A 20,425-nucleotide genomic window follows, 5' to 3' on the forward strand; every position below is an offset into this window, starting at 1 on the left:
ACGGATCAGCGTTGACCTGTTTTCAACAGCTCGTGGTATTATGGCATCAGGTGCCGCCGAGTGGGGGAGACGTTCATCGTGCAGGTCGGGACTGCCAGCGAACGGGGAGAATCATGACTGCCCATGTCATCCGCAAGAAGGGACGGGAGGGGGCTTCTGCACTTGTGCCCGGCCTGCCTAACGAAGCGCCCCACTGGTGGATCAACAAAGGGGTTCCGGTGAGCGTTTGTCCCAGAGGAGAACGCCAGGGAGGAATTGTGGCCCAGCTACCAAGTCTAAGGCTTGTCCTAGCGCACCCAGCGTGCGCCGCTGGAGAGGCCCACGTGCCAGTTGCGCAGGTGCATGTCGGAGTAGTCGGTCTTGCCCTGGGCGCCCACCATTTTGGTGCCGGTGGCGCGTTTCCAAGCTTTGCTGAAGCTTTCGGCGGTGTGGCAGCCCCAGCTCTGGCAGTAGGCCTTGCCGCTGAAGGCCCAGCGGCTGATCTTGCGCAGGTCGTTCTCATGCAGCCAGGCGGTGGAGGTGGCGTAGACGTCCGAGCTGTAGTCAAACATGAAGCTGTACTTGTTGGAGTGGCCGAAGTACTCGAAGCCGGAGATCTTCAGGCCGCTGCGGCCTGCCGCGCCTCCGTGATTGATGTAGCGGATGAGTTCGTCCGTGCTGCGGAACCAGACGAGATTGATGTAGGGGTAGGCCTTGGTCACGGACTCCACGTTCTGCATCAGAGGCTGGTGCTCGGAGGCGGCGCGGCGGACGTAGGCGTCCCGATACACCAGCCAGGTGATGCGTGTGCCCGCAGGGGCGGTCTGGTGGATCTCCTGCATGCGCACACGGGCGGTGCGGATGAAGTTTCCCCACCAGCGGTCATGCTGCTCCCCGGGTTTGCGCAGGTCTTCAAACTCACGCACCGCAGGCCCGCCGCTGACGACGAGGTATTCGGTTTCTGCGGCGGCCTTGGTGGCGAAGCCGCAGGTGATGAGGAGGAAAAACGTGGAGAGGAGCAGTCGGGTCATGACGGCGGGCAACTAAGCACGGCTACTTCGTTTCGACGAGCTTGAAGTTTTTGAACTGCACCACCATCGGCGGGCCGGCGTGGATCTGCAGGGCCAGCAGGCCTTCCTTGGGGGCGTTGGCTGCGTCTTCGTCGGTGACGTCGATGGTCTGCATGCCGTTGATGAAATGCTGCACGTGGTTGCCCTTGGCGACGATGCGATACTCGTTCCAGTCTTCGGATTTGATGCTGGCCTGGATGGCGTCGCTTTCGCCCACGCTGCCGGTGACTTCCACCACGGCTTTCTTGCCGCCGTCTGCGGCGGGCTTGATCACGGTTTTTTCACCGCGCTTGGCGAGGATGCCGCGACCGCGCTCCTCATAGAGGATGCCGCTGTAGGTCTTGCCGGCCTCGAAGTCGGCCTGATAGCCGCTGATGATGGGGCCGTTTTCGCCGGCAGGGAGTTCCTTGCTGCGGTACTGCACACCGGAGTTTCCCTTTTCGATGCGGTACTGAAACGTGAGCTCGAAGTCGCCCACGGTGCCGCCTTTCCAGATGAGGAAGGTGTTGTGCTTGAGGATGCTCTTGACCGGGGCGTCGGGTTTCTCAGGGTCGGCAGGGGCCGCGGGCGTCCTGCCGGTGATGGCGCCGTCCTGCACGCTCCAGAGGTCCTTGTTGCCTTCCCAGCCGGTGAGGTCCTTGCCATTGAAGATTTCTTTTTCCTCTGCGCTGGCGAAGGAGAGGGCGGCGAACAAGGCGGCAAGGGCGAGGTGCAGTTTCATGATGGGTTGGTGGTGAGAATCAGTCGGGCGAGGTTTAACGTGCAGGCTCAGGTTTGTCTATCGCTTTGCGGGAAGGGCCGGATCGTGCTTGCTGTTTGGCAAGGGGGGTGATAACGCGGCTGACGATGCAACTCCCCCGCTTCTTTTCGTCGCCGTGGCTCTGGCGTGTTCTGGTGCTGCTGTGGTTTGGCACGCTGTACTGGCTTTCGTCCCAGAGTCATCTGCCGTCGCCGGCGAAGTTTGAAGGTGTGGACAAGCTGGAGCACGCGGTTTTTTTCTCGGCTGGCGGCATGTGCTTTGTGCTGAGCCTGCGTCTGGCGGGCCGTGCCGGAGCCACGGCGATGGCCATTCTCGCATCCGTCCTGTTCTGTGGGGCCATCGGCGGCTTTGATGAGTGGCACCAAACCTACACGCCGGGCCGCAGCGGCGGGGATGTGTGGGACTGGACGGCTGATGTGTTCGGCGGCTTTATAGGCGCCTGCATCGCCATGTGCGTGCAGAAGTGGGCGGGCCTTGGCAGGCCGGCGGTCACGCAGGGGTAGAGGCAGGGCTTTGAATCGTGCGCTGGGGCTGTCGTGGGCAGAAGAGGCCTCAGTTGCGGCGCAACTGAGCAACTTGGCTTCGCCTTATTTCAGCGGGAAGTAATACATCAGCACCGCCGTGAGGAAGACGTTTGCGAGCGCGAGCTCGAAGAAGACCTTCCAGCCGAGGGCCATGAGCTGGTCAAAGCGGAAGCGGGGGAGGGTCCAGCGGATGATGATGAAGAAGACGATGAAGCCGAAGACCTTGGCGAAGAAGGTGCCGATGTGCAGCAGGCCGGTGTAGAACGGCGTGGTGTCAGGCGTGTAGTGGAGCTGCAGCGGGATGATTTTCTCCAGGTAGGGCCAGAAGGGGATGCTCCAGCCGCCGAGGAAGAGTGTGACGGCCATGCCGGAGCCGATGATCATGGCGGCGTATTCACCCATGAAGAAGAGGGCGAACTTCATGGAGCTGTACTCGGTGTGGTAGCCGGCGACGAGCTCCGTTTCGCACTCGGCGAGGTCAAAGGGGAGGCGGTTCGTCTCGGCAAACATGGAGACGGTGAAGATGACGAAGGAAATGACGATGGGGATGAGGAGCACCCAGCGGGAGAGGCTGAGGCCTTCGCCCCAGAAGGGCAGGAGCAGCCAGCCGTTGGCGTCCTGGAAGGAGGACATCTTGGTGAGGTTGAGTTCGCCAAAGATCATCAGCACCGGGATGATGGACAGGCCGAGTGACATCTCATAGGAGATCATCTGCGCGCTGGCGCGCACGCCGCCGAGGAAGGGATACTTGGAGTTGGAGGACCAGCCGGCGAGCACGATGCCGTAAACGCCGAGGGAGGCGATGGCGAAGGTGAAGAGAGGGCCGATGCTGAGGTCTGCGATCACCAGCTTGACCGGTTCGGCGATGCCGAGGAAGGAGAGATTGAGCTCGCTGCCGAAGGGCAGGACCACGCAGGTGAGGAGCGCGGGCACCACGGTGAGGCAAGGCGCCAGCCAGTAGTAGAAAGTGCGGACATGGGAGGGGACGAAGTCCTCCTTGAGGATGAACTTCAGGCCGTCTGCGGCTGCCTGGGCGAGGCCGCCGATGCCGAAGGGCTGCCAGTCTTTCTTGAAGCCAAAGAGGGTCAGCGGCACGCCCACGCGGTTGGGGCCCACGCGGTCCTGGATGACGGCGGAGATGCGTCGCTCAAAGTAAACGGCGATGGACACCAGGGGGAGGATGACCAGAAAGGTGAGGAAAACGATCTTCCCCACCGAGACGGCGAGCGCAATGAGATCGAAGGTGGCGAGCATGGGAGTGTACATCGGCGGCTCGATTATCAGGGTGCAGCCGGGGGCGGCAACCGCAATTTGTGAAAAATTTCACAAAGTCTCCCGCCGCAGCCTCCAGGGCCGCAGGGCTCGTCATTCGGATTTACTCATTCGTCATACCTCCGCCTACCGCACCGGGTCGGTGAAATTCCCCGGCTTCACCGGCGGCTTGGCTCCGGGCTCATCGGGTCTCGGCGCCAGGTGGTCGGCGATGCGGAAGATGGCCAGGATCAGCTCCACGGTGACACGGGCCACGATGAGGTAGAGCAGAAAGGCCAGCGGGGCCGTGGCCATCTGGAAAAGGCCGGTGAAGGTGCCGTTTTTAAACCCGCTGAACATGTAGGAGAAGGCGTAAAAGGCCGCCGCCAGCAGGCTGAGCACGTAGAGCATGCGCACCAGGCGCGGCGTCACAAAGCGCTGGAAGGAGAGATCCAGCACCAGATCGAGGACGGCGCGGATCTGCAGCCAGAGGCTGGAGAGCACGGAACTGGAGGGGGGCTCGGCATTCATGGGGGCAAGAGTAGGCCTGTGCCAGGCAGGTGCAACCGGCCAGATCACAGGCTGAAACGGGAACCTTGTGGCGGTGCTGGAATACTGGTTGCGCGTGGGGAGAACCGCAGCCAGAATCCGCGCCTCTTTTTCCGCCCTGCTGCCGGGCGCAAGGAAGGAGACGTTCATCGACTAACCCAACACCGCCAAAGTCATGCCTGCGAAATCCAAGAAACCCGCAGTTAAGAAGTCCGCTGCCAAGCCTGTGAAAAAAGCTCCGGTGAAGGCGGTGAAGTCGAAGAGCAAGCCCGCCCCTGCCAAGGCCGCGAAACCGAAGAGCAAGCCCATTTCGAAGAAAGCGGCGCCGCAAAAGCCCGCTCCGAAGAAACCCTCCCCCACACCTGTGAAGAAACCCGCCCCGAAAAAAGCCCCCGCCAAGAAAGCAGCCGCCCCTGCCAAAAAGCCCGCAGCCAAGGCCGCGCCAGCCGCCAAGAAGCCAGCCGCCAAGGCTCCGGCCAAGGAGACCAAGCCCGCACCAGCTGCCAAGGCAGCGCCCGTGAAGGCAGCCCCTGCGGCCGCTCCGGTCAAGGCCGCGAAGCCCGCCCCGAAGAGCGCGCCTGCGCCGCTGACTCCCAAAACCCGCACTTCTGTCTCCACCACGGGTACGCCCCGCTCACGCATCAACCGTGAGGAAGAAGGCATCACCATCGAGATCGCCAAGGGCCCGGTGAAGATGACGCCTTTCCTCAAGAAGCAGAAGCAGCGCCTGGTGGAGCTGCGCGACGCCTACCTCAACTCCATCGAAGGCGTGGCCAGCGAAACCATCCGCAATGAAAACGGCGACGCCTCCGCCTTCGGCATGCATCAGGCCGATGCCGGCAGCGATGCGTATGACCGCGACTTCGCCCTCAGCCTCCTGGGCAAGGAACAGGATGCCCTCTATGAAATCAACGAGGCGCTGAAGCGCATCGAGACCGGCACGTATGGCGTGTGCGAAGGCACCGGCACCAAGATCCCGGAAGAGCGACTGGAGGCGATGCCTTTCGCGCGTTTCTCCGTGGCCTACCAGGAAAAGATCGAGCGCAGCCAGATGAGCGGCCGCTGGAGCCGCCCGGTGCACTCCCTCTTTGGACTCGACAATGCGGACGATGCCGCCGACGACGACAAGGATGATGATGATGCCGCGCCGAGCTCTTCGAACAACAACTCTGGCGAATCGCTTGACTTCTCCAAAGAGTGATCTAGCCTCCACGCCCCAAATTTATGCCGCGAGAAATCATCACCCTTGAATGCACCGAAGCGAAAGCCGCAGGTATGCCGCCCTCCCGCTACGTGACCACGCGCAACAAGAAGAGCGTCCGCACTCCGGGCCGTCTTGAAAAGGTGAAGTTCAATCACTTCATGAAGAAGCGTACCCTTCACCGCGAAACCCGCTAATTTTTACCCAAGACTGCCATGCAACCGAAGACCAAAGAACGCATGTCCAACTTCCGCCGCGCGAATCGCAAGATGCCGCGCCGCCGTGTGGACATCCCGGTGGAGAAGATTAACTACACCAATCCTGAGCTGCTCGCCCGTTTCACCACGGAGTCCGGCAAGCTCATCCCCCGCCGCATCACCGGTCTTCCCGCCTGGCTGCACCGCAAGGTCGTGCGTGAGATCAAGCGCTCCCGCGCCGTCAACCTTCTGCCTTGATTTGCAGGCTCTGCCTGTGAAGGGTAATTTTTGATCTGCTTCCCACTGTTGCATAACGCGGCAGTGGGAAGTTCTATTTACAGCCCATGTCCGCCCTTTCCGACACGCAAAACGAACGCGACGACCGCCGCCTCCCCATCGACCGCGTGGGTGTGCGCAGCCTGAGGTTTCCCCTGAGCATCCGTGACCGGGATGCCGCCGTGCAGCACACGGTTGCGACCGTCTCCCTGGCCGTCGATCTCCCGCATCATTTCAAAGGCACCCACATGAGCCGCTTTGTGGAGGTGCTGCACGCCCATGGTACGGAGCTGACGGTCTCCAACATCGTCGCCATGCCGCACGAGCTGATGAAAAAGCTCCATGCGGACAAGGCGCACGTGGAGATGAAATTCCCCTACTTCCGCTCCAAGAAGGCCCCGGTCTCCGGTGCCGAGGGCCTGCTGGACTACGGCGTGGTCTTTGAAGTGAACGCCGACAAGGACAGCACCGACTTCGTGCTCACCGTCGAGGTGCCCGTGACCACCCTGTGCCCCTGCTCCAAGGCCATCAGCGCCCGTGGCGCGCACAATCAGCGCGGCACCGTGACCCTGGCCGTGCGCTTCAGCGACCCTGTGTGGATCGAGGACCTGCTGGAGCTGGTGGAGTCCAGCGCGAGCAGCGAACTGTACAGCATCCTCAAGCGCCCGGATGAAAAGCATGTGACCGAAGCCGCCTACGACAACCCCGTTTTCGTGGAGGATCTGGTGCGCAACGTGGCGGTGAAGGCCAGGGCGCATCCGCGCATCACCTGGTTCCGCGTGGAGGCGGAGAACTACGAGTCCATCCACAATCACAACGCCTGGGCGATGATTGAGGGAGGGGCGGCTCCTGCGGCAAAGTGAAGGAGTCATGCTTTGCCGGCAGGGGAGTCTTCACGCGTTCGGAAAACTAAAAGATAAAAGCTTAAATCTGAACATCGTTCTGCCTCGATCACCCGCTCTGGAACCCTTTTAGCTTTTATCTTTCAGCCTTCATCTTTCACTTCTTCCATGTCCACCTACGTCACCGCCGTCCTCCCCACCGACCAGCCGCCGCTCATGCACCAGGCGGTGGATGAAGCCGTGCGTCTGCTGAAGGAAGGTGAAGTCGTCGCCCTGCCCACGGAGACGGTCTATGGGCTCGCGGCGAATGCGCTGGACGCGGCCGCTGTGGCGAAGATCTTTGAGGCCAAGGAGCGCCCCAGCTTTGACCCGCTGATCGTCCACCTCGCCAGCAAGGACCAGATCGACCTTGTGGCCGATGTGCCGCCGGAGATTTCCGCCACGCTCAAGAAAATGGTCGAGCGCTTCTGGCCGGGGCCCCTCACGATTCTGCTGCCCAAAAAGCCGATCGTGCCGGATCTCGTGACCGCCGGGCTGCCCACGGTGGCCGTGCGTGTGAGCTCCAACCCGATCTTCCGCCGTGTGATCACCGGCTTGGGCAAGCCGCTGGCGGCGCCGAGTGCGAACCGCTTTGGCTCCATCAGCCCGACCTCCGCCAGCGCTGTGCAGGCCGAGCTGGACGGGAGGATCCACCTCATCGTCGATGCCGGAGCGTGCATGTTTGGGCTGGAGTCCACCATCATCAAAATCGAGCCTGGAACGCCGAAGATGTTCATCGACATCGTGCGCCCCGGCCCGATCACGCCGGAGGATCTGAAGGCGTACGGCAAGGTGCGCCAGGCCACCCGTACCGTGGTGGATGAAGCCACCGCCGCGCCCGGCCAGCTGGCCTCCCACTACGCGCCCAAGACGCCGCTGCGCCTGCTGGAGCGTCCGGAGGATTTTATTCCCGAAGAGGGCAAGCGCTACGCCCTCATGAGCTATCGTGGCGAGGAGAAGGACGGCTACCTCAATCTCTGCGACTGGGAGGAAGTCATGATGCTGAGCCCCGGCAACGGCAAGCTGCCGGAGGCGGCGGTGCGCTTCTTCTACGTCCTCCGCGCGCTCGACAAGCTGGGCGTGGATGAAATCATTGCAGAACCGTTGCATGAACATGGCATGGGAATCGCCATGATGGACAAGCTCCGCCGCGCAAGCCGCCGGGTGTAGCGCAACCGTCCTCCCTTCAACATCTTCGATGACCTCACGTCCTTCGTTCCAGTGGCAGCGCAAGTGGCGGGAGCCCTTTGGAGTACAGCCGCGCAGTGAGGAGCGAACGAAGCTGCCGCTTTCGAACGTCTCGTGGTGGCGGGTGGACTGGGGCGTTCGTGCGCCGTGCGGCCTGCGGAAAGCGGTGGCTGCGCTCGTCCCTCGCTTCGCAACCGCACTCCAAATTCACGCCTGGCCTGCACGCACCGCTTTGAATCACGCATCACACCCCCATGACTGAAGCATCTTCATCAGAACCAGCGAAGGAAGGCCTGCCGGAGGCTCGCACTACGGAGAAAGGCGCCACGGCCCGCTCCACGGGGGTGGTCTCCATCGCCATCCTGTGCAGCCGCGTGCTCGGGCTGGTGCGGGATCAGATGCTCAACGGCTTCTTTGGCTCTGCCTTCACCGGCATCTTCACCGCCGCCTTTCGCACGCCGAACATGCTGCGCGATCTCTTTGCCGAAGGCGCTCTTTCGACGGCCTTTGTCACCACCTTCTCCAAAAAGATGAAGACGGAGGGCGATGAGGCCGCGTGGGTGCTCGGGCGCAAGATGATCTCCCTTTCCATGTGGTTCATGACGCTCGTGGCCATCGCGGGCGTGGCGCTGGCGCCCATCCTCTTCCGCATCCTGACGCCGGGCCTGAGCGAGGAGGCCAAGGTGCTCGGCACCTGGCTGGCGCAGATCATGTACCCCTTCATCGCGCTGGTGTCCGTCACGGCGCTGGTCATGGGCATGCTGAACTCTAAGAAGGTGTTCTTCATTCCCGCCGTGGCCTCGGCTTTTTTTAATCTCGGCTGCATTGTCGGCGGCGTGGTGCTGGCGTGGATCATCGATCCCGGCTTCCGCCATGGCCATGTCAGTGAGAAGGGGCTCACGGGATTCGCCATCGGCACACTGATCGGCGGTGTGATGCAGCTCGGCATTCAGCTGCCTTCGCTGCGTCGGGTGGGCTTTCGCTTCCGTTTTGACTTTGGCTGCAAAGACCCCGCCGTGAAAGAGGTGTTGCATCTCATGTGGCCCTCCATGCTGGCCGCCAGCGGCACGCAGGTGGCGGTGATGCTCAACTCCATCTTCGCCTCCTTCACCGCAGGGCATGAAAAATCCCTCGCCTGGCTGGCGAATGCGCAGCGCCTGCAGCAGCTGCCGCTGGGGCTGTTTGGCGTGGCCGTGGCCACCGTTACGCTGCCCATGCTCTCGCGCCTGGCCACGGATGGCATCACCCCCGCCTTTCGTGGGGCGCTGGCCAAGGGGCTGCGTCTGGTGCTCTTTCTCACGCTGCCCTGCGCCGTCGGGCTCACGCTGCTTGCCGATGAGATCATCTCCGTCATTTTTGAGCATGGCAAATTCAATGCCATGGACGTGCGCAACACCGCCGCGCCGCTGCAGGCCTACGCCTTTGGGCTCATCTTCTACGCCGCCATCAAGGTGCTGCAGCCGGCGTTTTACACCATCAACCGCCGCTTCATTCCCATGGTGGTGAGCATTGGCGTCATCGTCTTCACCGCCACGGTGAACTCCATCACCGTCTTCGTCTTCCACTGGGACCACACCGCGCTGGCCTGGGCCACAGCGGTGGGCCTGCTGCTCAATTTTCTCACGCTTTACCTCTGCATGCGCAAGTTTGCCTCCGGACTGGAGACGGGCCCGCTGATGCAATCGCTCGGCAGGCTGCTGGTGGGCATCGGGGCCATGTCCGCCATCTGCATTGCGGCCAAGAGCAGCATCATGGCCGACTGGGCGCATCTGCAGTTCATGCTGCGCTGCGCCACGCTGGGCATCAGCATCGGCGCGTCTGCCGCAGCGTATTTTGCCGTGACCAAGCTGCTCAAGGTGGAGGAAGCCGGGGAATTTCTCTCGTTGCTAGGCCGCCGCTTTGGCAAAAAGTAGCGGACCATGGCTCTCCAACGTTTCTGGCTCCAGATCGCCGCTTTTCTCGTGCTCGTGTGGGCTGGAGTCGGCGTGGTCATGTGGGTGACGGAGGACTCCGTTTTCTCTCCGGACAAGACGCTGGCGCTGATGGCCGAGGCTCCGTGGCTGGAGGATGAAAACCTCTCTGAGCCGAAGCGGAAAGCGTATCTGGACAAGGTCATCAGCTCCGTGCTCAAGCTCGACTTCAGCCAGCGCAACCAGATGCGCGAGGACGGCCTGGAAACCATGGAGCGCTTTACCAAATCGCTCACGGACGAAGAAAAGGGCGTGTATGTGGGCCGCACGGTGGAGGAGAACTTCAAGGCGGTGATGAAGGGGCTGGAAAAGCTGCCCGCCGAGGACCGCCGGCGGATCATTGGAGGCATCCAGCGCGAGATGAAAAAGAAGGCTTCAAAGAACCCTGAAATGCAGATGATGCTGGATCAGGATGCCGCCAGCTTTGAAAAGAACTTCACGAAGGACATGGGGCTCTTTTTCAAGGAGGCGCCGCTCTCCATGAAGCTGGAGATGGCCCCGATGCTCGAAGGCATGCAGGGGCGCATGCAGGGGATGAGGGTGAGGTGAAAGCAGCCTTGTTGCTGTGCAACAAGGGTGGGCTTTCGCTGCACCCACGCCACCCGGCTGTCCCACACTCTGCGTCATTGTGGAGCGCTCCCCAGTTCCACAGGAACTGGGCTACTTTTTCCAGCCCATCGGCTGCGTCCATGCCATCTCGGTCTGGTCTTTGAAGGAGGGGTTCGGATGTGGCTTTGAAGAAACAACCGTTGCGCGGAAGTACAATTCCTTGCCGGTGGGTTTCCAGACGATCTCGCTGCCTTCGATCTTTGCCAGCGTCCTGCCCACATCCTCGGAGTAAATCTTGCGGGTGGGGTAGGTGTCGCCCGGCGGAGTTTTGACGTCCGTTGTCGTCGCATCAAAGCCCTGCAACGTACCCCGGATCACCGTTTCATAGATGACCCCGGGCTCGGCATGAATGCGGATCCGCAGGGTGCCGTCGGTGAAGCTCACATCATCCAGCGTGACGCCGGAAGAAGCATAAAAATCGCCAGCCTTCATCGCCTTCACGAGTTCATCCGGATCGAGCTTCGATGCGCGAACCATCACCCAGCCGCGCCCGGGGCTTGCTTCCTCGCCGTGGTAATTGTGCGCGTCATCGGTGCCCACCCCATACATGGGCGGCGCCTTGAACTGGGCGATGCGCAGCGTGTTTGCGATGTCCCACAGTTTCTCATGCCCCACTCGCGTCTCATCGCCGAGCCAGTTGATGCCGGGATGGCCGTTGTAGATCTCCCAGAAGTTTTCTTCCAGCACGGCTGCCATGTCATCTGCCGTGAAGGCCCAGCGGAAATTGGGATGATTGATGTGCGTCAGCATCGGCACGCCGAGCCGCTTGGACTGCTCGTTCATCAGTTGAAAGTTTGCCCGCAGCACCTCCTGCACGCTGCCCAGGTCTTTGATCGGTTTGATCTCCTCGCGCAGGTTCACCGCTCCCAGATGGATTGGCACCTTGCCCAGCCCCGCGCTGATCTCTTCCGCCTGCACGATGAGGAATTTTTCGGGCACTTCAAACTTGGGGCGGTACTCCTCCAGCTTCTTCAGCCGCACCTCGGTGACGCCGTCTTTGACACGTGTGGTCACCCACTCGTCGCCAAAGCGGGCGCGGTACTTTTCCATCGTGGTCTTGCCCAGGGCCTTGCGGCGCTTTTCGATGGCGGGCTCGCTCATCCACACCTCTTTCGCCTGGAGCACGTTGTGGTCGGAGATGGCCAGGAAGTCGTAGCCATGCTGCTTGTACCAGTCCGTGATCATCTCCGGAAAGTCATTGCCGTCGCTCCACAGGGAATGCGTGTGCGTGTTCCCCTTGTACCAGCGCGGCTCTGCGGCGGAGGCGGTGGAGAGCAGGCCGAGGAGAAGAATGCTGAAAATGGTTGGGCGCATCTTTTTCGAACGCACGAAGAAGCGTGGATCTCGCCGGGAATTTGGTGACGTAAAGTTTTACCGCCCCCAGAGCTTGGCAAACTTCTCAGGCACGCGCAGGTCTGCCTTGCCGGTGGGGGAGAAGGCGGTGCGCTCTGCTTTGCCATCACGCACACGGCTGCGGCCGAGATTGAAGTGCCATGGGAAGAGCTCGGTGGGCCGCGAGCCATCGATGCCCTTGGTGGGATCGAGCACAAAGGCCTCGTCTCCGACGATCGGGAGTCTCATCTCGATGCTCCAGCGATCTGTGCCGCGATGCACGGCCACCTGCGCGCCGCTGCTCCAGCCGAGCCCACGTCCGCCCGTGGCGCGGTCGAGATCATACACGGCTCCGGCTGGATTGATGGAGATCTCGTAGTAGCTGCGCGTGGATGTCTCGATGAGCAGGGTGATGTGGTCGCCCTCCAGAAGCTTGGGGTCGTCGTTTTGAGTTGTGCTGGTCTGCAGCCCTTTCATGTCCGGCTCCAGGCAGACGATGCCGATGTGCAAGGTGCCGCCATCGCGCTGGATCTGGAAGCTGCTGTTGCATTTGGGCTGAGGGTCTTCAGAGCGCAGCTTGATCAGCGGCGCGATGCGTACCTCGCCCCACCAGGCTTTGTCCACATTGCCATCGAGCGGCTTGCTGCCGAGCGGTTTGGCTCCGGTGTTGGAGGTTTCCAGCACGCGATAAGAGAGATCCGTTTCGCGTTTACGGCTGAGCTGCATGCGCAGGGCTTCCAGAGGCTTCATGAGCTCCGCGATCTGCTGAATGCGGCGGCCCGGGAGACTGGCCGGATCGGCGGCGGCCTTGGCCTTGGCGAGGAGGTCCAGGGACTCGCCGATCTTTGCCGCGTCGGTATTCATGTGCATCCAGTTGGATTCAGCATGGGTGATGAAGGCCCGCATCGCCTCAGCCGCAGGGCCGTAGTAGCTGGTGACATAATCTGCCAGCAGCGCATTCACGTCCTGATTCACATCCCAGTAGAGACGTGCGGTGAGATAGAGATTGAGATGCTCGATGGCGAGATCGTTGTAGCCAAAGGATGACTCCTTGTCTGTGGGGTGCGCGTAAATTTCCACCAGTTCGCCAAGGCTGACACCTTTCAGCTCGCGCAGGTCCCGGCTGATCTGCTGAGTGTAAACCACAGGACGTCCGACCTGCTCCGGGCGTGCATTGGTGCAGAAGTCCCAGCTGATGTACTTGCCGGAGGGCAGCTTCTTCAGCCACTCGGCGCGCCATTCCCGGCGCTCCTTCCATTTGGCCTCGTCCCAGAACTCCTGACGGTGCCGCACGTCGATCAGTGCGAGGTTGGGGCTGAGCTTTTCAATCTTCAGCGGCGGCTGGGTGTAGGCGCCGTAGGCCAGCGCACTGACGAGCCGGTCCGGGTGGCTGCGGTTCACCTCCAGCGCCACGCGGTTCAGGTATCCCCAGACGTGGTCGGACATGGTGCCTCTCCAGCCGCGCTCTGGTGTGAGCTGCGCCATCCAGGCGGGATCGTCGGAGGTCAGGCCGCTGTAGCCGTCCACGAGGTCGATGTTGTGCATCGGCTCGTGGAAGTGGTCAAACATCGCGCGCACATGCTTCACCTGTTTTTCAAACAGCAGCGGAGAGAGCAGATTGGGGATGCCTTCGCTGCGAGTGCTGCGTTTGCCCTCCTGCAGCAGATACATCTCCGGGTGCGCTTTTTTCATCTCATCGCGCATGATGACAAACTTCAGCCCGTGGCAGATCTGCGGAAAGCCCGCGATCTCCGCGCCGAAGTTGAGGCCGAGGCGAAGATCCCATAGAGCCCTGTCGCCAATGCCGGTGTGCTGCGTGTAGTAGGAGAAGCGGCGAAAGCCAAAGTCGGGAGCCACCGTGCGGTTTACCTGCGGCAGCGTGATCGTGGCCACCTGCGGCACCACCTCGCCGATCTCTCCGGGGGCGAACCAGCGGCAGCCGAGGCTGCGCAGGAATTCATTCACGGCATTGAAGGTGCCTGCATCATCCATTTCCCAGATGTCGAGCTCGGGGTGGTAGCGCTGGTAGAGCTCGCCGGCGGTGTTCCAAAAAGTGTCTCCCGTGATTTTGTCCCACTCGGCATTCACGCGGGCGGTTTCATTTTTGTCCCGCTTGCGGCCCCAGGGCTCGATGGGCACGTAGTCCTTGTCCGCGCCCAGCAGGGCCAGCCAGCCCTCGCCTGAGGCCATGCGGAAGGCACCGTGCTGGAGCGTCTGTGTCGCAAGGCCAAGAGCCTCCGTGTGGCGGCTCATGCCCACAAAGATCGTGGATTTTCCCGGCGTGCGCTCCGTGACGACTGGCAGAGTCGCGCCAGACATTTTGGCCACGTACTGCTGCAGCTCCTTCGCCGCCAGCTTCGTCATGCGCGCGGGTTTGTCAGAGATGACGATCTCCGCATGAGGCCTGCCTTGTTCGACGATGATCGAATCTGCGGCGCTCAGCGAGTGTGGCGAGGCAATCAGGGCAACGACGAGGATAGAACAAAGCTGCTTCAGCATGATGATGTGTGAGATTGGGGATCTCACCAATACCTCCATGCAGCAGAAATCTATCTCTGCAGGACGAGGCAGCCGAACCGCCCTGCGAGCCAAGGGACCGATTAACTGCAGAGCAGCGGTTTCATGACACTTTACTGCTCCACGCGGAAGATGTGCATGGAGGTGCCGCCGGGGCGGAGCTCCACGTAGTTGTCCGCGCCGCGCCACTCGTAGGTCTGGTTGTGGAGGAGGTCGGTCACCTTGTAGGGGCGGCTGCCGTCCAGGCCGAGGGCGCTGAGGTCCAGATGCACCATGCCGATGGCCGGCTGGTGTGCGTCGTGGCTGATGACGCAGAGGATGCGGCTGCTGAAGTCGGGCGTGGCCTTGCTGTAGCAGAGCATCTGGGCGTGGTCCGCACCGTGGAAGCGAAGGTTGTCGTAGAGGTGCAGCGCCGGGTTGTCGCGGCGGATGAGGTTGAGCTGGCGGATGAAGCCGGTGATGTTGCCGAGCCTGTTGTAGTCGCGCTGCTTGAGCTCGTACTTCTCGCTGTTGTTGTACTCCTCCTTGCCGGGGTAGGGGTCGTTTTCGCAGAGTTCGTAGCCGGAGTACATGCCCCAGGTGGAGGAGAGTGTGGCGGCCAGGGCGGCGCGGATGCGGAACATCTGGGAGCCCGCATTCTGGAGGTGGCCAGGCAGGATGTCCGGGGTGTTGGGCCAGAAATTGGCGCGGTAGTACCAGCGCATGTCGCTGCGCGTGAGCTCCGTGGCGTATTCGGTGAGTGACTGGCGGTCCTCACGCCAGGTGAAGTAGGTGTAGCTCTGCGTGAAGCCCACCTTGCCCAGCACCTGCATCATCTTCGGCTTGGTGAAGGCCTCGGCGAGGAAGAGCACGTCCGGGTCCTTGCGCTGGATGGTGGCGATGAGCTCCTCCCAGAAGGCGACGGGCTTGGTGTGCGGATTGTCCACGCGGAAGATCTTCACGCCGCGGTCCACCCAGAACTGCACCACGGCGATGAGCTCCTTCCAGAGGTTGCGCCAGTCGTCGCAGTGGAAGTTGAGCGGGTAGATGTCCTGGTACTTTTTCGGCGGATTTTCCGCATAGCGGATGCTGCCGTCCGGGCGCTTGTAGAACCACTCGGGATGGTCTTTGACATAAGGATGATCCGGCGAGCAGTTGAGCGCGAAGTCGAGCGCGATTTCGAGGCCGCGCTTTTTCGCCTCCTTCACGAGCCAGACGAAGTCCTTCTCGGTGCCGAGCGCGGGCTCGATGCTGTAATGCCCGCCAGCGGGGCCGCCGATGGCCCAGGGGCTGCCCACGTCGCCCTCTTTGGCGGTGAGGGTGTTGTTTTTGCCTTTGCGTGCGGTGACACCGATGGGGTGGATCGGCGGGAAATAAATCACGTCAAAGCCCATGTGCGCGGCGTGGTCCAGGCGGCCCAGGCAGTCGCGGAAGGTGGAGTGCTTGTCGCTGCGACCCTCAGCGCCACGCGGGAAGAACTCATACCAGGCGGAGAAGCGTGCGCGCTCGCGCTCCACGGTGGCGCGCAGAGTGCCGGAGGTGGTGGACTGTGAGCGGTCCGGGTATTGGTCCATCAGGCTCTGCATCTCGTCGGAGAGCAGCACCTCCATGATGTCTGCGGGCTTTACGGAGGTGAGAAGGTCTGCGCAGTTTTCGAGCTGGGTGGCTGCGGTGGGGACGCCTGCGGTGCGTGCGCGACCGGCAGCCTCTCGCAGCAGGCGTGCGCCTTCCTGAGCCTCCACGGGCACGTCGGGGTCCTTGGCCTGCACACGGACGGCGAAGGTCTTTTTCCACGAGCGGAAGGTGTCTCCCCAAGCCTCCACGACATACTCCCAGCGCCCGGCTTTGGAAAAGCGGCACTGGCCGTGCCAGCGGTCGTTTTCCAGCAGCTTCATGGGGGCCTCAAGCCAGCGCTTGGAGCCTGCCGCGCGCCAGCGCAGGACGGCGCTCATCACATCGTGCCCGTCCTTGAAGATGTCGCACCAGACATCCAGCGGCTCGTCGATGACCCGCTTGACCGGATGCTGCCCGCCATCAAGGCAGGGGTAGAAATTTTCGATGACGACGGTGGGGGCGTGGGACATGGGGAGAAGTTTGCGGTGGTTGGCGATGGTTTGCAATTGTTTGCAGTGGTTTCAAGCCTGTGCCGCGCGGCGCAGCTGGGATTCGCGGAGGTTGTGGATCCTGACAGAAAGATCGTAGGCCTGATTGAGGATGGGATCGGTGGCCTCCCTGGAGGTGAAGCCGAGGTCGTTGGAGAGAATCAGGTCGCACGCTGTCTCCATGAGGGAGCTGTAGGCCTGACTGGAAAAGTGTGCCTGATCTTTTAGGCTGGACCGCCCACTGCCTTCAGCCAGATTATTGGCCACGGAAACCGAGGCACGGGTGAGCTGGCTGGCCAGGCCAAAGCGCTCTGCAGATGGAAATGCACCTGCGCACTCATACACGGAGCGGACCAGCTGCCGGGCATCCTGCCAGACTTCCAGCTTCTCAAAGGGGAATTCTTTTCTCATGGTATGCAGCGATGAAGAACCGAGGTGCAGAATCGCACCCAAGGTTTCAATCAACCACTGCAAGCCATTGCAAACAACTGCCAACCACCGCAAACTCAGCCCAGCAGCGGGCGCAGCATGTTGCAGATTTCGGGGACGCGGACGAAGGGGTCTTCCTTGGTCTCAAACTCGAGGGTGAACCAGCCCTGGTAGTTGGCGTCGCGCATGATCTGGATGACGCGTTTCACATCGCTGGGTTCGCTTTCGCCTTTCTTGGCACCCTTGCGGCTGATCTCCATCTTGAGCTGCACATTGACGGCGTAAGGGGCGATCTTGGCGAGGTCGGCATAAGGGTCTTCGGTGTGGAAGTTGCCGCTGTCGAGATTGATGCCGGCCCAGGGGCTCTTGGCGGCCTTGACCATCTTGATGAGATTGTCCGGCTCTGCGACGATGCCGCCGTGGTTTTCCAGGCCGAGGAAGACGCCTTTCTTGGCGGCGTAGTCGAGGCACTCCTGATAGGACTCCAGGCAGTTGGCCACGGCCTGCTCCTCACTGAGGTCCTTGGGCTGCGGGCCCGCAAACACGCGGATGTGCGGCGCGCCCATGACGGCGGAGTGGTCGATCCACTTCTTGGTGTAGGCGATCTGCTCGCTGAGTTTTTCACCCTTGGGCAGCGCGAAGTTGTTGCCCACGGCGGTGCCTGCGAGCTGCACGCCACGCAGGTAGGCGCGGCGCTTCACTTCCAGCAGGAAGGCTTCGTCCACATCCTTCGGGAAGAAGTAGCTGGTCACCTCTGCGCCGGGGACGTTGTTGTCGCCGCACCAGTCGATGAAATCGAGGATGCTCCACTGCGGCTTGCCGTCCTTCGGCTTCTGCTCCTTGTCGCGCATCCACTGGAAGTACTCGCGGAAGCTGTAGGCGGCCACGCCGAGCTGCATGCGGCTTTTGCCGGGACGCTTGATGGGCTCGATGGCAGGCAGGGTGGAGACGCTGAGTGCGCCAAGGCTGGTGGAGAGAAAATGACGGCGTGAGATCATGGTGGGAGTGCGGTTGGTGAGAGGTGGAAGATTAGAGTCGTACCATACTGAGGAAACAGAACGAATTTGTCGAGGCGGATGATGGGATCATGTAATCCCCGCTTTCAGACCCCGGTACATCTCCACCTCGTCGGGGAAGAACCCCCAAAGTCCGTGGCACGCAGAGCGCAATCCTGCGAGGTTTTTTTCAGTGAGCGCATGGCGCCCCAGCAGTACATAACGGCGGGCTTCCTCGGGATCGCTCAAACTCGGAGCCTGCGGCTCCAGCCATAGGAAAGTTCTCTCCCAGTAGGGGAAATGGCCGTGTCTCAGATTGGAGTACAGCCTCCACAATTCATCGTCCACGGCATCGAGACGGGCGAAGTTTTTCGCGCGTATGCACTCCTGCATCCGGTCATTCATCTCCTGCGCCTTCTGCACATCGGCAGGGGTGCCACATTCACGGGCCAGCTGGAAAAAGGCGTTGTCATGTTGTTTGACTTTCCTGACCAGGGTGGGCCACTTGATCAGCGCGTCGGCCTCATCCAGACGGCAGGCCGCCTCCAGCAGCAGCTTGTCGCACTGCTCGCAAGTCACAAAGTCGCCGTCGGCCTGACGGATGCGCTCCTCCAGCTCAGCGAAGGAGATTTCGCGTTCCAGATCGGTGATGATCTGGGCTGCGGTGCGCTCCTCGGTCTCGTCCGCCTTGCGTCGCAGCAGCTGGCGGCGGGAGTTTTCGTTCATCAGCCTTTGGTGCAGAAATTCCACGGAGTTTGCGGCGGCCTTGCGCCCCAGTGCCAGACGAGTGGAAAACTCCTCGTCCAGATAGGGAATGTACACCTCCATCACGATGTCGCGTGATTCGTCCATTTTGAGCGTCACCTGGATCTCCTGGTCTGCGGGCACATCGCGGCGGATCTGGTCGCCGCGGATTTCCATGTGGCCTATGACGCGGTTGCGGTCGCTGTGAGCGCTTTCACCCTCCACCACGGGAATGCGCAGGCTGCTTTCCTTGTCCCCGGCCACCAGCACGTCGGCGGTGTGGTGCGAATGCGTGCACTTCTGCGGCAGGCCCGAGCCTTTGCTGAAATACTGGCGTGTTTTGTTGTTTGCCAGCGCCACGCTGATGGAGTGGATGAGAGGCTGCTCCTCCACCGCTGCGCCGATGGTGTAATGGATGCTCTCGGGGGCGGTCTTCAGCGGCTGTCCGGCGGCGTTCCGCAGGGTGATCTGGTATTCGTTCCGCATCTTGCGCTCTGCTGCCAGAGTGAGAGCAAAGGTGCCGTCCTGATTCACCGGTACCTGGCCGCTGGTCCAGCCGCTGCTGGCATTGGCGAATTCGATCGTATGGTTGGCACAGCCCTCCGCGCCAGCCTGGACGCGGCCGCCCACCAGAGGATCGGCATCCACGCCCACGGGCTTGTATTTCAGATCCAGCCCCACCGTTCCTGCGGACACGGCCACCGTCACCTTTGCGGTGAAGGGCTGCGTGCTGGCAAACACAGCCGCGCCGCAGGCCACGACTGTCATGGGATCCACGCTGAAATCCACGCTGGTCCCCAGCTCCGACTGCAACTGTGCACGGAAATAGGGTGCCAGGGTGGGGCCTCCCACCAGGATGGTCCTGGCCAGGTCGTGGCAGGCCAGCCCCTTGCCGGCCAGCAGGCGCTTCACCTGGCTGATCGATCTGGAGATGATCGGTGCTGCGATGCGTGCAATGTCCTCCTGCGACAGCTCCATGCCCAGAGACTCAAGGTCCACCTCCGCTCCTGCGGCGTCTTCAAACAGGCACTCCACCAGCGGGGCGCGGCTGGTGCGGCTGGCTTCAATTTTGGCCTTTTCGATGGCGGACTTGAGCTTCTGCACGGCCACTTCCCAGCGGGGATTGCCCCGGCGAAAGTCGGGAAGGTCAAACTGCTCCGTGAGGCGCGGCAGCAGCAGCTGCTGAAAGATGGCCCAGTCGATGTCCGAGCCCCCGAGGAAATTGTCCCCCTCATGCGCCGTCACCTGAATGATGCCCTCCTCCGCGCGGATCAGCGCCGCATCAAAGGTGCCGCCGCCAAAGTCATAGACCAGCCAGTAGCCTTTCTCCTGGTCCTTCTGAAATCCATAAGCCAGCGCCGCAGCCACCGGCTCCTGCAGCAGTGGCGTCATGCTGAAGCCCGCCAGTGCGCCCGCACGCTGCGTGGCCTCGCACTGGTGCAGTTCAAACGCCGCAGGCACGGTGATCACGGCCGCCGCCACCTGCTCCCCGCGCGCCTGTTCCACATCTCCCTTCAGTGATTTGAGCACCTCGGCGGAAAGCTCCTCCGGCTTGAGGCGCTTGCCGGATGAACGAAACTCATAGACTTCGTCCGAGCCCATTCGCCGCTTGAACTCCGTGTAAGCGTCCTGGGGCTGCGCCAGTTGCACGCGCCGCGCGGCCTCTCCCAGCCGCAGCACGCCGTTCTTGGTGAAGCCAACGGCAGAGGGCGTGGTGTCCTGCCCCTGGTTGTTTTTGATGATGGCGGGCGCGATGCCCTCCATCACGGCGATGGCGCTGTTGGTGGTTCCGAGATCGATTCCGAAATCGAGGGTCTGACGTGGCATGATTGAATCTGGAGAGGTTAAGGATGAAGAGTGTGAGGCAATGAA

General features: G+C 61.9%; 18 protein-coding genes. 8 read left to right on the forward strand and 10 right to left on the reverse strand.

What is annotated here, in order from left to right; translation table 11 throughout:
- Window positions 1-287 precede the first annotated feature (287 nt).
- Both ACZ5WW_RS18345 and ACZ5WW_RS18350 read right to left on the reverse strand, forming a co-directional pair.
- A complete protein-coding gene (locus ACZ5WW_RS18345) occupies window positions 288-1,010 on the reverse strand; it encodes a hypothetical protein (RefSeq protein WP_377168631.1) in 723 nt (240 codons plus the stop codon).
- 22 nt (window positions 1,011-1,032) lie between these two features.
- Window positions 1,033-1,770 (reverse strand): 3-keto-disaccharide hydrolase, encoded by a 738-nt coding sequence (locus tag ACZ5WW_RS18350; RefSeq protein ID WP_377168633.1) that lies wholly within the window; start codon window positions 1,768-1,770, stop codon window positions 1,033-1,035.
- A 125-nt stretch (window positions 1,771-1,895) separates the two neighbouring features.
- Here ACZ5WW_RS18350 and ACZ5WW_RS18355 point away from each other — a divergent pair, with 125 nt between their 5' ends.
- Window positions 1,896-2,312, forward strand: a complete 417-nt coding sequence (locus tag ACZ5WW_RS18355) for a VanZ family protein (RefSeq protein ID WP_377168635.1) — start codon at window positions 1,896-1,898, stop codon at window positions 2,310-2,312.
- 84 nt (window positions 2,313-2,396) lie between these two features.
- On the opposite strand, the gene ACZ5WW_RS18360 is transcribed toward ACZ5WW_RS18355, so the two are convergent.
- Window positions 2,397-3,587: a complex I subunit 1/NuoH family protein gene (locus ACZ5WW_RS18360; protein WP_377168637.1), complete on the reverse strand. Its 1,191-nt coding sequence runs from the start codon at window positions 3,585-3,587 to the stop codon at window positions 2,397-2,399.
- A gap of 144 nt (window positions 3,588-3,731) precedes the next feature.
- Window positions 3,732-4,115, reverse strand: a complete 384-nt coding sequence (locus tag ACZ5WW_RS18365) for a DUF4282 domain-containing protein (RefSeq protein ID WP_377168639.1) — start codon at window positions 4,113-4,115, stop codon at window positions 3,732-3,734.
- A gap of 193 nt (window positions 4,116-4,308) precedes the next feature.
- Between ACZ5WW_RS18365 and ACZ5WW_RS18370 the strand changes: the two genes are divergently transcribed.
- From ACZ5WW_RS18370 to ACZ5WW_RS18400, 7 genes are all read left to right on the forward strand, one after another.
- The gene (locus tag ACZ5WW_RS18370) at window positions 4,309-5,334 is read left to right on the forward strand and encodes a TraR/DksA family transcriptional regulator (protein ID WP_377168640.1); all 1,026 of its coding nucleotides are present in this window, start codon (window positions 4,309-4,311) and stop codon (window positions 5,332-5,334) included.
- A 23-nt stretch (window positions 5,335-5,357) separates the two neighbouring features.
- Window positions 5,358-5,531 (forward strand): 50S ribosomal protein L33, encoded by a 174-nt coding sequence (rpmG, locus tag ACZ5WW_RS18375; protein WP_294397372.1) that lies wholly within the window; start codon window positions 5,358-5,360, stop codon window positions 5,529-5,531.
- A gap of 18 nt (window positions 5,532-5,549) precedes the next feature.
- Window positions 5,550-5,789, forward strand: a complete 240-nt coding sequence (rpsR, locus tag ACZ5WW_RS18380) for a 30S ribosomal protein S18 (RefSeq protein ID WP_377168643.1) — start codon at window positions 5,550-5,552, stop codon at window positions 5,787-5,789.
- 86 nt (window positions 5,790-5,875) lie between these two features.
- On the forward strand, window positions 5,876-6,670 hold the full coding sequence (gene folE2 / locus ACZ5WW_RS18385) for a GTP cyclohydrolase FolE2 (protein ID WP_377168645.1): 795 nt from the start codon (window positions 5,876-5,878) through the stop codon (window positions 6,668-6,670).
- Between the two features lie 147 nt (window positions 6,671-6,817).
- Window positions 6,818-7,858 carry an L-threonylcarbamoyladenylate synthase gene (locus tag ACZ5WW_RS18390; protein ID WP_377168647.1) on the forward strand — a complete coding sequence of 347 codons (1,041 nt, stop codon included), beginning with the start codon at window positions 6,818-6,820 and terminating at the stop codon, window positions 7,856-7,858.
- 272 nt (window positions 7,859-8,130) lie between these two features.
- Window positions 8,131-9,789 carry a murein biosynthesis integral membrane protein MurJ gene (gene murJ / locus ACZ5WW_RS18395; protein WP_377168649.1) on the forward strand — a complete coding sequence of 553 codons (1,659 nt, stop codon included), beginning with the start codon at window positions 8,131-8,133 and terminating at the stop codon, window positions 9,787-9,789.
- A gap of 6 nt (window positions 9,790-9,795) precedes the next feature.
- Entirely contained in the window at window positions 9,796-10,395 is a 600-nt protein-coding gene (locus ACZ5WW_RS18400; protein WP_377168651.1) for a hypothetical protein, read from the forward strand.
- Window positions 10,396-10,506: 111 nt separating this feature from the next.
- On the opposite strand, the gene ACZ5WW_RS18405 is transcribed toward ACZ5WW_RS18400, so the two are convergent.
- From ACZ5WW_RS18405 to ACZ5WW_RS18430, 6 genes are all read right to left on the reverse strand, one after another.
- Window positions 10,507-11,769, reverse strand: coding sequence for a CehA/McbA family metallohydrolase domain-containing protein (locus ACZ5WW_RS18405; protein WP_377168653.1), 1,263 nt, complete (start codon window positions 11,767-11,769; stop codon window positions 10,507-10,509).
- A gap of 57 nt (window positions 11,770-11,826) precedes the next feature.
- The gene (locus tag ACZ5WW_RS18410) at window positions 11,827-14,286 is read right to left on the reverse strand and encodes a DUF4838 domain-containing protein (RefSeq protein WP_377168655.1); all 2,460 of its coding nucleotides are present in this window, start codon (window positions 14,284-14,286) and stop codon (window positions 11,827-11,829) included.
- A 131-nt stretch (window positions 14,287-14,417) separates the two neighbouring features.
- Window positions 14,418-16,367, reverse strand: a complete 1,950-nt coding sequence (locus ACZ5WW_RS18415; RefSeq protein WP_377168657.1) for an alpha-1,4-glucan--maltose-1-phosphate maltosyltransferase — start codon at window positions 16,365-16,367, stop codon at window positions 14,418-14,420.
- Window positions 16,368-16,418: 51 nt separating this feature from the next.
- The gene (locus tag ACZ5WW_RS18420; RefSeq protein WP_377168659.1) at window positions 16,419-16,796 is read right to left on the reverse strand and encodes a four helix bundle protein; all 378 of its coding nucleotides are present in this window, start codon (window positions 16,794-16,796) and stop codon (window positions 16,419-16,421) included.
- A gap of 95 nt (window positions 16,797-16,891) precedes the next feature.
- Window positions 16,892-17,812 carry a sugar phosphate isomerase/epimerase family protein gene (locus ACZ5WW_RS18425; RefSeq protein ID WP_377168661.1) on the reverse strand — a complete coding sequence of 307 codons (921 nt, stop codon included), beginning with the start codon at window positions 17,810-17,812 and terminating at the stop codon, window positions 16,892-16,894.
- Between the two features lie 87 nt (window positions 17,813-17,899).
- Entirely contained in the window at window positions 17,900-20,380 is a 2,481-nt protein-coding gene (locus ACZ5WW_RS18430; protein ID WP_377168663.1) for an Hsp70 family protein, read from the reverse strand.
- Window positions 20,381-20,425 lie beyond the last annotated feature (45 nt).

Source organism: Prosthecobacter fluviatilis (assembly GCF_055388355.1).